Origin of the sequence: Methanolobus sp. WCC4 (genome assembly GCF_038022665.1) — an archaeon.
In the GTDB taxonomy this organism is placed as follows: domain Archaea; phylum Halobacteriota; class Methanosarcinia; order Methanosarcinales; family Methanosarcinaceae; genus Methanolobus.
On record NZ_CP150629.1, the window covers coordinates 471943 to 484522 of the forward strand.

The window sequence follows — 12580 nt, forward strand, 5'->3', positions numbered from 1 at the left end:
AACAGTTGGTAACTATGTCTTACGTCTCAGAAATTGACCCGGATATTGCAGAAGCCTTAAGGCTTGAAGCGAACCGTCAGGATTACAAATTGAACCTGATAGCATCAGAGAACTATACAAGCCGTGCCGTTATGGAAGCACAGGGCTCTGTAATGACGAACAAGTATGCTGAAGGATACTCAGGAAAGCGCTATTATGGCGGTTGCGAATTCGTTGATATCGCAGAGGACCTTGCCATAGAAAGAGCAAAGGAGATCTTCGGTGCAGAGCATGTGAACGTCCAGCCACACTCAGGTTCCGGTGCCAACATGGCATGTTATTTCTCAGTCCTCAAACCAGGGGACACCATCATGTCAATGGACCTCACACACGGTGGACACCTTTCACACGGAAGCCCTGTGAACTTCGCAGGACAGCTCTATAATATAGTACCATACGGTGTTGACAAAGAGACAGAAGCACTCGACTATGATGCACTCATGACCATGGCAAAGGAGAAAAAGCCACAGATGATCGTCTGCGGTGCCTCTGCATACTCAAGGACGCTTGACTTCAAGGCGTTCAGGGACATAGCTGATGAGGTAGGAGCATACCTGCTCGCAGATATCGCACACATTGCAGGTCTTGTAGCTGCAGGTGCACACCCAAGTCCTGTGCCTTACGCTGATTTTGTCACAACCACAACCCACAAGACCCTCAGAGGTCCAAGGGGTGGAATGTCAATGTGCAGGGAAGAATATGCAAAGGATTTGAACAAGTCCGTATTCCCTGGACTTCAGGGAGGACCGCTCATGCATGTGATAGCTGCAAAGGCCGTTGCGTTCAAGGAAGCACTTGGAGAGCCGTTCAAGGCAGACCAGTTCCAGACCGTTAAGAACGCAGATGTCCTTGCAAAGGAACTCCAGGACAGGGAATTCGATATCGTCTCCGGCGGCACTGACAACCACGTTATGCTTATCAACCTCAACAAGTTCGACATGACCGGAAAGGAAGCTGAAGCAGGAATGAGCAAGGCAGGAATCGTACTCAACAAGAATACCATCCCATTCGAGACAAGAAGTCCGTTCATCACAAGCGGAATAAGGATCGGTACTCCTGCTGTAGCAACAAGGGGAATGAAGGAAGATCAGATGAAGGAGATTGCAGGCTACATTGCAGAGGTCATAGGCAACCTCGATAACGACACGGTCCTTCACGGCATCAACTCCGATGTTGAGCAGCTTTGCAGCGGATTCCCGGTGTACAAGTAATAATCAAGTGAGATCTGTCCTGTAAAGGAAAATACACAGGTGTTTGCAATGGCAGAAGAGAACTACGATTCCAGGAAAATAGATGGGAGAAGCCTGTCAAAGAAAGTGGAAGAGCAGGTAAAGCAGGAAGTTGACGAGCTGAAGGTAGAGAATGGAATCACTCCCGGACTTGCAACCATACTTGTCGGCGAGGACCCTGCATCCAAGATGTATGTACGCCTCAAGCATAAGGCATGCGAGAGGGTCGGCATACATGCAGAGGACCACAATATGCCTGAGACCACCACACAGGAAGAACTCATGCAGCGTATCCGGGAATTGAACGCCAGGGAGGACATACATGGGATCCTCCTGCAGTTACCTCTTCCAGGGCACCTTGATGATAAGACCGCAATGCTTGCCATCGACCCTGCAAAGGATGCCGATGGTTTCCACCCATGTAACATGGGTAAGCTCCTGATCGGGGAGGAAGGTCTTGTGCCATGTACCCCGAAAGGCGTCATCAGGGCACTTGAAGAATACGAGGTGAGCATTCAGGGCAAGCATGCAGTAATTATAGGACACAGCAACGTTGTGGGCAAACCAATGGCTGCAATGCTCATAAACAGGAATGCCACAGTTTCCGTATGTCACGTATTCACCGACGACCTGAAGAAGTTCACACTGGATGCCGATATCCTTGTTGTTGGTACCGGTGTCAAGCACCTTATCAAAGCAGATATGGTAAAGGAAGGTGCGGTTATCTTTGATGTAGGTATCACCGAAGAGGAAGGAAAGGTCTACGGTGACGTTGATTTTGATAATGTTGTGAAGAAGGCTTCACTCATAACCCCGGTTCCCGGAGGCGTTGGTCCTATGACCATTGCTATCCTCATGGAACATGTGCTTATAGCAGCTAAGAACAGCTGATAAGCACACTTATATTTTATAAATTGAATACTATTTTGTCCGAATTCTACTGTTATTTCGGGCCTATCTAACCCTGAATTAATACCACCTGGTTGAACAATGGTTGTTGATGTTGATATATACGGCTTGAAGGTTGGTGACGAACACCCCGTAAGACTCATGGGTGTCATAAACCTGAGCAAGGAATCCTTTTACAAGGGTTCGGTTGTTAGTAACGATTCTCTCCTTGATGTAGCACAAAAGATGGTAGACGATGGTGCCACCATACTTGACATAGGTGCCAGGTCCACATGGCCTCTTGCAAGTCCTGTCATTGGCGAAGAAGAGGAATTAAGCCGTATGGTCCCTGCACTGGATATCCTGAAGGACAATGTCGATGCACTCATTTCCGTAGACACTGTTTATGCCAGTGTTGCAAAGGAATCACTTAAGCACGGTGCTGATATCATCAACGATGTCTCAGGTTTCACAACCAACCCTGAGATGATGGACATAGTTGCAGAATACGATTGTCCTGCTGTTGTCATGGCATCAGAGGAAGTCCCCGGTGACCCCATAGGCATGGACGCTATCATGCAGTCCCTTGCAGATATCATCAGCAAGGCCGATGCCAGAGGAATAGATACTGACAAACTTATCCTTGACCCTGCTATAGGGAAATGGATTCCTGAGAAGGACCCAATCTTTGATTTTGAGACGATCGACCAGTTCGAGAGCCTGAAGGTATTCGAAAGACCGATACTTGCAGCAGTATCAAGAAAATCGTGTATCGATGCTGTGCTTCACAAACCAGCAGATGAAAGGCTATATGGAAGCCTTGCTGCAACTGCCATCGTGGTGCATAAGGGTGCCCACATCATAAGGACACATGATATCCCTGAGACAAAGGATGTCGTTGAGGTTGCTGCTGCCATGAGGAAGAGACAGCCATTCGTAAAGGATGGTGACTTCGAGGTCACTGTCACAGACATAGTTCACCCGGATGATGCGGAGTACCTTATGAAAAGCATGGGTGTCACAGGCACCGGTGCAAAGGTCATGAAGAACAAGACCGTGAGCAAAGTGGTACGCGTGAACAATATCACCACCACCGAGGCACTGATAATCAAACAGGAGATACTGGCAAGGGGCGGGGATGCAGCCCTTGAGCGCGATGCAGTATCCCACGAAACAGAGAAGACGGATGTACTCATAATAGGTACTGTATTACAATTCGAGAAACTGGTATACAAGCTCTCGTTCCAGGCGCGCAATCTCCCACTCATTGCGGAGATGATAGCAGAGGCCCTTGAGAATGATATGGACGTGGAGCATGGCTACCTGAGGGAACTATGATAATCTCGTCTGCAAAACCCTTTGAAGAAATACTTGAACTATTGAAGGATGAAGATGATATCTTCATCGTAGGCTGCAATGCCTGTGCCGCAAAACTGCATGTTGGCGGCGAGCCCGAAGTGCTTGAGATGGAAAAACGTCTTGAGGATGCAGGAAAGAATGTGGTCGGATGGGTGATCCCGAGTGCTGCCTGCAGTGTGGCCTCATTCGATTCACTTATTGAAAAGAACCCTGCTATAAAGGATGCAAAGGCAATCCTCGTGATGGCCTGTGGCAGTGGTGTTTCCATTGTTTCCGGCGTTGCGGACGTACCCGTCTACCCCTCTAACAACACTGAATCACTTGGCGGTCGTTCTCGTGGAGAAGTTATCCCTGAACTCTGTGCCATGTGTGGGGATTGTACAGTTTACTATTTTGGCGGGATCTGTCCAAAAGGACAATGTCCGAAACAACTTCTGAACGGGCCATGTGGAGGAGCTATTGATGGGAAGTGTGAGGTAGACCCTGAAAAGGACTGCGTCTGGGAGCTTATCTACTGCAAGCTTGAGAAGAGTGGAAGGCTTGACCTGCTGGAGAAGGTGTGGCCAGTAGAAGAAGTAACTGAATGAATGCATCAATGATAAGCTCACAGAGTCAGTGAAGAATTCGAAAACCAAAGACAAACAGTTGCCTTCAGTGAGTTTTTTGAAATTATTGCTCATAGTACTCATGGTCTGTTTGTTAAGTGGAAGAAGAAGATAGACGTATTTCATATTTTATTTCTGCTATTTTTTGATCATACCAGACCGGACTTTGCTCAGTTGAAAGTTCTGGCCATAAAATATTAATAAATTGCTAAATATTTAGTAAATACTCTCACATAAATATTGAGAGTTATATTGGAACCCAGTGTACCAACAAATACAAGGTCATGACGAACTCGTATCAAGTCCTGATATCATAGCCAGAGATTACATGGCCTTGTACCCCCAAAACAATATCCTTACCAGCTATGCGTATGGAAATGCAAGGACAGATAAAATGGACATTGAGCACGAGTTCAAACAGAAGATGCATGTGGATGTCCTCTTTGATAGCAGCATGTTAAAAGTTCTTGGAGCTATGGTAGCAGCAACATTGATACTGTATATCCTGTGCTTCCAGTCACCCGAATGCAGGATACTTATCTATCTCACCTGGTACGCGGGATTTATCGTTCTACTGCTGAAAGAGCGCACTGTTGTCGAGCTGACATCTCACATGATAATCGTCCACAGACCTCTTTTCCATCCTCTCATCATAGATAGACAGAACATAACAGATGTGCAGGTCAAAAAGAACACGAACTATCCATTCCGATGGGGACTGTACATGATCGCATTGATCATTGCAGGATCCCTTGCTTATGACTCCTTCTACGACATCCTGTCCGGGATACATGGAAGGACTATAACAGGAGAGATACTTGTCATCCTATCAGAATCCATCTTCGTTTTCCTGATAATAGTCGTCTTCATTGGAATGCGAAGAAAACTTCCACACCCCACTGTTCTGAGAATAGATACTGACAAACAATACTTCTTTTTCTATCCGAAGGAAACGGAAGAATTCAGAAAGAGGATCGAAGCACAGGATATGGTTCAACATGGATAATATGGATAAAAATGAGAGCTTCAAAGCAAAAATGAGTGTGGATATCATCGGTGATCTCAGACTACCCGCGATAATAATCGTTCCACTTATCTCACTGTTAGCTCTGATGGTTCTGGGTGTTGATACACTGATATTTGATATAGTTTACATATCCGTCTGGTATCTATGCCTCCTTGCAATCGTTCTACAGGATATTACCAACGTTGAAGTGGACAAAAGAACGATAACAGTTCATAGGTATCTTTTCAAACCTACGATAATAGAGAAAGAAGATATCAACACAATAAAAGGCAGGGATAATATCCCACGAAAGTACTATATATTCATCAATATCTTCATGCTGGCTTGCTTAGCTCTTAATTTTTATTTTGCATATAATGGTATCGAGAGAGATCTACTGAGAAATATATCAATGGGAGAAACAATATTTTCAGTTCTTTCCCATTCCGTAATAGTAGTTTTTTGGTTCATTTTGTTCTTCAATGCAGAAAAGAGATTCAGGTATCCCGGATTTCTTGAGATCGGAACCAGCAACGATAAATTCAGATTCTATACGCATAAACCTGAAGAGCTTAAAAAAACTCTTATCGACCAGGCAAATACAATTAACTGAGGAAACTCCTGAAAGAAGACTCGATCGCCTTCTGCGATGATCTTAAAACCCAGACATACATATAACTCCCAGATGTCCGGTACCTTCAAAGACAAACTCCTATCTGACGATTTTCTAATTACAGCAGAGGTCAGTCCCCCTAAAGGAACAGACCTCAGCGAAGCTATTTCTGATGCAGAGGTCACAAGAGGTTGGGTCGATGCACTCAATGTCACCGACAACCAGCGGGCTGTAATGCGTATGAGTCCCCTTGCAGTTAGCAGGGCACTTATTGACGCAGGACATGAGGTAATTATGCAGCTCACTTGCAGGGACAGGAACAGGCTTGCACTCCAGTCGGACCTTCTCGGAGCATATGCAATGGGCATCAGGAACATCTGTGTGATGACAGGGGACCATACCACAAAAGGCGACCATCCAAAAACAAAACCCGTCTATGACCTGGACTCGGTACAACTCCTCACGATAATCAAAAAAATGAAGGATGGCTACGACCTTGCAGGCAACCGGATAGATGATGCGCCACAATTCACAGTGGGTGCGGTCACCAACACCGACCCATCAAGAACGGCGCAGATGATGAAGCTCAGGAAGAAGGTAAGATCGGGCCTTGATTTCATACAGACCCAGGCAGTCTACAATATAACACAGTTCGAAGCTTTCATGGGATCTGCCAGTGATATCGATACACCGATAATTGCCGGAGTGATCCCTTTAAGATCTGCCGGAATGGCACGCTTCATGAACCAGAACGTACCCGGTATCAACGTTCCCGATGAATTGATAGAACGGATGGAAAGTGCCGAAGATCCTATAGATGAAGGCATGAAGATCAGCGCAGAGACCATCATACAATTGAAGGGTTTATGCCGGGGAATCCACCTTATGCCGATCGGCAAACATGACAATACACCGAAGATACTCGAAATGGCTGGTATCAGGAAGAAAGAGCAATGATAAAAACGCAGATAGACAATGCAAGGGATGGCACCCTCACACCTGAAATGCTGGAAGTTGCAAAAAAAGAAGGAATAGATGAAGAACTCGTCATGGAGAGGGTAGCAAGCGGAAGCCTCGTGATAATGACACGCAAGGGTTGCCCCCCCATTGCTATCGGCAAGGGTGCAAGCACGAAGATCAACGTGAACCTCGGAACATCTTCAGCTTCCATAGACCCGGATTCCGAGATGGAGAAAGTAAAGGTGGCCCAGAGGTACGGTGCTGCCACGATCACAGACCTTTCCATGGGCGGGGATATCTCAGCCATAAGGAAGATGGTCTTTGAGAACACAGAACTTCCTGTTACCACTGTTCCTATCTACCAGACAATTGTTGAATGCGGGATGGACAATGTCACTGTGGATGACATACTCTCATATCTCAAAAAACATGTTGAAGAAGGGGTCAGTTCAGTGCTCATCCACTGTGTTGAGAGGAGGATGCTCGAGACACTCAAAGGCACCGGCAGGGTCATGGGAATGGTATCCAAAGGAGGATCATTTACCAGCAGTTTCATGCTTCTCAATGACTGTGAGAATCCCTTCATAGAACATTTCGATGAGATAATGCAGATACTCCGGGAGAACGATGTTGTCCTCTCCCTCGGAAATACAATGAGAAGCGGTTGTGTCCATGACCTTAAGGACAGTGCCCAGTTGATGGAGATAGAAATCAATGCAGCACTTGCAAAGAGGGCGAACGAAGCAGGCGTTCAGGTCATCATCAATGGAATGGGGGGACACATACAGGCATCTGACATTCCGGATTCTGTGAAGTTATACAAGGATGCAGCAGACTTCCCGCTCTTCGTGGCCGGTCCGCTTCCAACTGACATAGGTGTTGGTTACGACCATATATCAGGAGCGATTGGTGCAAGCATGGCAAGCGGAGCAGGTGCGGATTACCTTTGCTACATCACCCCGGCGGAGCATCTCTCATTACCTGACCCCCAGCAGGTAAAGGAAGGACTCATAGCATTCAGGATAGCAGCACATGTTGGGGATTCCATGAAATATGGATTGAGCGACAGGGATCTGATGCTTGCTACGAGAAGGGCTTCCTTTGACTGGAAAGGACAGGCGGAGGTTGCCATCGACCCTGACAGACCAGCACAGATGTGTCCTGAAGAGGGACCATGTTCCATGTGTGGGGATTACTGCGCCATCAAGATTATGAAGAGCTATCTTACAGGAGAGGACTGATGCAGACCAGCACCCCCTCCCTGCAAATGTTCGGCATAAGGACACCGATCATAAAACCGGGAGACAATATTGCCAGCATTATCATCGCCTCCCTTAAAGAACAGGGAATGGAATTCCAGGATGATGATGTGCTCATCATAGCGGAATCACCGCTGGCAACAGCCGAAGGAAGGCTTGTTCGTCTTGAGGACATCAGTCCGGGAGAGAAAGCAACAGAGCTTGCAGAACAGTACCAGCTTGATGCAAGGGAAATGGAACTCATCCTTCAGGAATGTGATGAGATATTCGGTGGCGTTCCCGGGGCTGCACTCACTATCACCAAGGGTACACTTGCTCCAAATGCCGGTATTGACGGTTCCAACGCACCTGAAGGATACGTCGTACTTCTTCCTGAGAATGCACAGGAGAGTGCAGCAAGGATACGCAGTGAGATAATGAAGCACTGCAATTGTAAGATAGGCGTTATCGTCGGTGACAGCCGTACCCAACCCCTGAGGCTGGGGTGTGTAGGTATCGCCCTCGGTACCTCCGGCATGGTTCCGGTGGAGGATGCCAGAGGTACTCTGGACCTCTTTGGAAAGGAAATGACAATTACCCGAAAAGCAGTTGCAGATAACCTTGTATCTGCTGCCCAGTTACTCATGGGAGAAGCAGGGGAAAGCGTTCCTGCTGTGGTCGTGAGAGGTGCACCTGTACATATTGTTGATGATGACATCGATATGCCCATATTCACAAGGGACGAGTGTATGTATTACAGCAATATCAGGAAAGCATAATTACATTTTTAATTTATTTTTAGAATATGTGCACCATGTATGTAGATTCTTATACATTATAGGGGCTAATGGGCTGCTTGGAAAAAATGTCAAGTTTGCATACATATCCTGAATAATATACATTATGCTATAGTTCATGTATATTTCACAAAATATTAATACTAACAGCTTTAAGAGGTTTTGTTTTTAAAATAACACCTTTGAATCAGTGAAAGTACATGGGCGACCTTATCAAAGAGTCTTTTATTGCAATATTATTGCTTATCACAACACTCTATCTCTGGGATACCGGGAGAAAGAACAGGGATATATCCGGCAGTGGGTGGAATATGATACTTGCAGGATTCGGATTCCTGACACTTGGTTATGTGGTCGACGCCTTTGATGATATCTGGTTCATTGAACAATATGTAGAAAGTACCATTGTTGAAGAGGTACTGGAAAACCTCTTAGGGGAACTTGTCAGTTTTGTACTGATAGCATATGGGATCATCACATGGATACCCACTATCGCAAGTAACAATGTCCTTGAAAAGGAAGTTCAGGAACGTCGAATTGCCCAGGATGAACTTGGAAGGAAGACATCAAAACTCACAGGACTTCTGAACTCCATCCCCGATATGGTATTCTTCAAGGACATGGATGGGAAATATCTTGGATGTAACCCTTCTTTTTCGGATTTTGTCAGTTATTCCGTTGAGCACATAATTGGCAGGACCAGCCATGAGATATTCCCTAAAGAAAAAGCTGATATGCTACACAGGCAGGACCTTGACGTGATAAGCTCCGGACAGGTCATGAAATACGAGACCTGCGATGAAACTGAGCATGGAAAAAAGTACTATGAGACAATAAAGGCACCATTGTATGATGATGAAGGAACATACATAGGCCTTGTTGGTATAAGCAGGGATATCAGCAGCCATAAAGAAGCTGATGAACTCACCATGGCTATCACAGAGGCTGAAGCTGCAAGCAATACAAAGAGCGAGTTCCTTGCTACAATGAGCCATGAACTGAGAACACCCCTTAATTCAATAATTGGTTTTTCTGATGTCATGTTGAGTGGAATGGCAGGAGAAGTTAGCGAAGTTCAGGAAAAATACCTGAAGAACATAGCTGTCAGCGGGAAGCATCTTCTTGAACTCATCAATAACATACTCGACCTGTCAAAGAGCGAAGCGGGAAAAATGGAACTTGACGCCGAACATTTCCTGATGGATGATGCGATTAACGAAGTAATGGCTGTCATGACCCCTATCGCCCTTAAGAAAAAGGTGGTACTTGAAATTAATAATAAGTCCCCCATGACAATTATCAATGCTGACAAGCTCAGGTTCAGGCAGATAATATACAATCTTGTGAGCAATGCCATCAAGTTCACGCCAGAGGATGGTTCTGTCAAAGTGCTTGCAAATATCCCAGATGGAGTTATCCACATCGAGGTAACAGACACTGGCATCGGCATCTCAGAGGAAGACCAGCAATACCTGTTCCAGCCTTTCAAACAGATAGACCATGGTATCGACCGGCGCTATGAGGGAACAGGGTTGGGCCTTGCACTTGTCAGGAACTTTGTGGAACTCCATGGTGGAAAGATATGGGTGGAAAGTAAGATCGGAGAAGGATCTACTTTTGTATTTGAGATCCCTGTCGTGGCGAAGGATAACTGGACCATTGACCAGAAAGACTGAAATGCCCTTTACTTACATCTATTGTTCTGCCTCTTCCAGCCCGTAGGCCTGCATTATCATATGATACTCCATTGGCGACACCCTTGAATAGAACGCTCTTTTTATGATCTCGCTAAGTGATGGATGAATGTCCATTGCATACATTATCGGACCTGCATCCTGACTTTCGGTGTACATTAGAGGGATTATCTCATGAATAAGCACTGAAGCTTCGGGTCCTATTATATGTGCACCAAGGATCCTCTGCGTCTGAGCTTCGAAGATGACCTTCACGAACTCATCACCCAGGGACATTGCCACGCCTTTTGCAGTCTCCTGGAAACGGTAGAGACCCATGACTATATTATCTTCACCATATTCTTCCACTGCCCGTCTTTCTGTCATTCCCACTCCTGCGATCTCAGGGTGTGAGAATACCGCATAAGGAACCGCATGGTAGTCCGCTTTCATCTTCTTCTTCAATATGGCATTATAGTACACGACAGTTGACTCATGATTGGCCACATGCTTGAAAAGGTACGTTCCATTGGCATCACCGAATGCCCATACATTCTCCATTGAGGTTTCAAGGTATTCATTTACCTTTATCCACCCACGTTCGTCGGTCTCAATGCCTCCTACCCCAGGTTTGAGGATGTCCGTATTAGGACTCCTGCCAGTTGCAACCAGTATTGCAGACGCAGTTATCTCCTTTTCCTCACCAGTCTCGCGGTCCTTTGCGATCACCGTCTTGCCCTCTGGTGATGAACTGACTTCAACAACCTCGTAGTTGGTGAGGATATCCATATACTCTGACATCATCCTCTTTGCAAGGACCGATACTTCCGATTCCTCTTCAGGAATTATCCTAGGATTCCTCCCGATGATGGTCACCTTTGAGCCCATGGAGGAAAAGAAATGACCGTATTCGGCTGCTATATAGCCTCCTCCGATGATAGCGATGCTCTCCGGGAGTTCTTCCAGTTTGAGCACATCATCACTTGTAAGGTGATCCACCTCATCCAGTCCTTTGACCGGAGGGATAGAAGGCTTTGAGCCTGTACACAGGAAGATCATCTTAGCTGTTATTGTCTCATCGCCAACCTTCATGGTGTAGGGAGAGACGAATTCTGCAGCCTCGTTATAGAAATCCATTCTCTGGAGATGAGTGTAACTATGCCTGATGCTTTCAATGTCTGCTGATATGGAGGTTCGCATCCTTTCCATTACTGCCTTGAAATCTATGTTCTCAATTGAGGCCTTGATACCAAAATTACCTGCCTTTCCTATATTCCTGACAAGTTCTGCAGGATAGAGAAGCATCTTTGATGGTATGCAGCCCCTGGTAAGGCATATGCCACCTGGTTCATCCTTGTCGATCAGCGCAACTTTCATATCAGGATCTGCATCCAGTATTGCACCGATATAGTTCATCCCCGACCCTGAGCCTATTACAATAAGATCATATTCCTTCATTTGATTCCCCGTATTATCGTATATCCTGAATATTAGAAACTTAGCACTGTTACAAGTTATAATTAATGCATGCCACATCAAACATCCTGCATGTATGTAAAAAAGCCAGCTGCTCACAGGAAGGATCTTGCCCGATTAAATATGGACTTCAATTTATCAGATACCAGTGACTTCAATTCTTAAAGGGTAGAGTGTGAACTGAATAACAAGATACTAAAAAAGGAAACAAGGGCTATTGAGCCCTTTTTTGAACAAGAGAGAAACAACTTACCAAGAGTCGTAATGATATATAGGTGCTTTTGAGTATATAATTCGTACAATATAATATGCAAAATAAAATGAGTAGCAATTAGTATAATAATTATTTAGAAGAAATCAGAGTGATAAAATCAACGTAATTCCCAAAATCAAGAACCAAAAAAACAGAATTACAGAGCAGTTGCTCTGAAGTGATAAAAAGCTAGTAAAAAGAGATAGGTTGTATGAGTGAGTTGGCAGCGTTCTATAGTTCCCAAAGACTCTCGTACTTAAGTACAGTATAGGACGCAGGCGGACTTATCTTCTGTGTTCGGGATGGGTACAGGAATTGCCCCGCCGCTATGGCCGCCAAACTCTCTCATGATGAAGGTAAACGTAAAGCCAAGATCCGGATTCGAACCGGAATGGAATCGCTCTGCAGGCGATTGCGTAGCCGCTCCGCCATCTTGGCAATGAG

11 protein-coding genes, 1 tRNA gene and 1 rRNA gene are annotated in these 12580 nt (G+C 45.6%); 10 read left to right on the forward strand and 3 right to left on the reverse strand.

All coding sequences use genetic code 11. The features are described from left to right. Positions 1-14 precede the first annotated feature (14 nt). From glyA to V7O63_RS02510, 10 genes are all read left to right on the forward strand, one after another. Positions 15-1250, forward strand: a complete 1236-nt coding sequence (glyA, locus tag V7O63_RS02465; protein WP_340819851.1) for a serine hydroxymethyltransferase — start codon at positions 15-17, stop codon at positions 1248-1250. A gap of 48 nt (positions 1251-1298) precedes the next feature. Then, on the forward strand, positions 1299-2159 hold the full coding sequence (gene folD, locus V7O63_RS02470; RefSeq protein WP_340819853.1) for a bifunctional methylenetetrahydrofolate dehydrogenase/methenyltetrahydrofolate cyclohydrolase FolD: 861 nt from the start codon (positions 1299-1301) through the stop codon (positions 2157-2159). Positions 2160-2258: 99 nt separating this feature from the next. Then, positions 2259-3494, forward strand: a complete 1236-nt coding sequence (gene folP / locus V7O63_RS02475) for a dihydropteroate synthase (RefSeq protein ID WP_340819856.1) — start codon at positions 2259-2261, stop codon at positions 3492-3494. Further along, a complete protein-coding gene (locus tag V7O63_RS02480; protein WP_340819857.1) occupies positions 3491-4102 on the forward strand; it encodes a methylenetetrahydrofolate reductase C-terminal domain-containing protein in 612 nt (203 codons plus the stop codon). Before folP ends, V7O63_RS02480 begins: the two co-directional genes overlap by 4 nt. A gap of 280 nt (positions 4103-4382) precedes the next feature. Next, positions 4383-5126, forward strand: coding sequence for a hypothetical protein (locus V7O63_RS02485; protein WP_340819859.1), 744 nt, complete (start codon positions 4383-4385; stop codon positions 5124-5126). Beyond that, positions 5119-5739: a hypothetical protein gene (locus V7O63_RS02490; protein WP_340819861.1), complete on the forward strand. Its 621-nt coding sequence runs from the start codon at positions 5119-5121 to the stop codon at positions 5737-5739. The genes V7O63_RS02485 and V7O63_RS02490 overlap by 8 nt, the downstream gene beginning before the upstream one ends. A gap of 72 nt (positions 5740-5811) precedes the next feature. Beyond that, positions 5812-6696 (forward strand): methylenetetrahydrofolate reductase, encoded by an 885-nt coding sequence (locus V7O63_RS02495; protein WP_340820873.1) that lies wholly within the window; start codon positions 5812-5814, stop codon positions 6694-6696. Beyond that, positions 6693-7940 carry a phosphomethylpyrimidine synthase ThiC gene (gene thiC / locus V7O63_RS02500; RefSeq protein ID WP_340819863.1) on the forward strand — a complete coding sequence of 416 codons (1248 nt, stop codon included), beginning with the start codon at positions 6693-6695 and terminating at the stop codon, positions 7938-7940. The genes V7O63_RS02495 and thiC overlap by 4 nt, the downstream gene beginning before the upstream one ends. Next, positions 7940-8716, forward strand: coding sequence for a coenzyme F420-0:L-glutamate ligase (gene cofE, locus V7O63_RS02505; protein ID WP_340819865.1), 777 nt, complete (start codon positions 7940-7942; stop codon positions 8714-8716). Before thiC ends, cofE begins: the two co-directional genes overlap by 1 nt. Positions 8717-8934: 218 nt before the next feature. After that, the gene (locus V7O63_RS02510) at positions 8935-10410 is read left to right on the forward strand and encodes an ATP-binding protein (RefSeq protein ID WP_340819866.1); all 1476 of its coding nucleotides are present in this window, start codon (positions 8935-8937) and stop codon (positions 10408-10410) included. A gap of 18 nt (positions 10411-10428) precedes the next feature. Here V7O63_RS02510 and V7O63_RS02515 read toward each other — a convergent pair whose 3' ends face one another. The 3 genes from V7O63_RS02515 to V7O63_RS02525 all read right to left on the reverse strand — a co-directional run bounded on the left by V7O63_RS02515 (position 10429) and on the right by V7O63_RS02525 (position 12574). Beyond that, positions 10429-11865: a dihydrolipoyl dehydrogenase gene (locus V7O63_RS02515; RefSeq protein ID WP_340819868.1), complete on the reverse strand. Its 1437-nt coding sequence runs from the start codon at positions 11863-11865 to the stop codon at positions 10429-10431. Positions 11866-12354: 489 nt separating this feature from the next. Then, positions 12355-12476 (reverse strand): 5S ribosomal RNA (rrf, locus tag V7O63_RS02520). A gap of 26 nt (positions 12477-12502) precedes the next feature. After that, positions 12503-12574 (reverse strand) — tRNA-Cys (locus V7O63_RS02525). Between the last annotated feature and the right edge of the window lie 6 nt (positions 12575-12580).

Bases quoted from the DNA above. Each gene is read 5' to 3' on its own strand.
- glyA (WP_340819851.1), top strand. From the start codon at position 15: ATGTCTTACGTCTCAGAAATTGACCCGGATATTGCAGAAGCCTTAAGG.
- folD (WP_340819853.1), top strand. From the start codon at position 1,299: ATGGCAGAAGAGAACTACGATTCCAGGAAAATAGATGGGAGAAGCCTG.
- folP (WP_340819856.1), top strand. From the start codon at position 2,259: ATGGTTGTTGATGTTGATATATACGGCTTGAAGGTTGGTGACGAACAC.
- V7O63_RS02480 (WP_340819857.1), top strand. From the start codon at position 3,491: ATGATAATCTCGTCTGCAAAACCCTTTGAAGAAATACTTGAACTATTG.
- V7O63_RS02490 (WP_340819861.1), top strand. From the start codon at position 5,119: ATGGATAATATGGATAAAAATGAGAGCTTCAAAGCAAAAATGAGTGTG.
- V7O63_RS02495 (WP_340820873.1), top strand. From the start codon at position 5,812: ATGTCCGGTACCTTCAAAGACAAACTCCTATCTGACGATTTTCTAATT.
- thiC (WP_340819863.1), top strand. From the start codon at position 6,693: ATGATAAAAACGCAGATAGACAATGCAAGGGATGGCACCCTCACACCT.
- cofE (WP_340819865.1), top strand. From the start codon at position 7,940: ATGCAGACCAGCACCCCCTCCCTGCAAATGTTCGGCATAAGGACACCG.
- V7O63_RS02510 (WP_340819866.1), top strand. From the start codon at position 8,935: ATGGGCGACCTTATCAAAGAGTCTTTTATTGCAATATTATTGCTTATC.
- V7O63_RS02515 (WP_340819868.1), bottom strand. From the start codon at position 11,865: ATGAAGGAATATGATCTTATTGTAATAGGCTCAGGGTCGGGGATGAAC.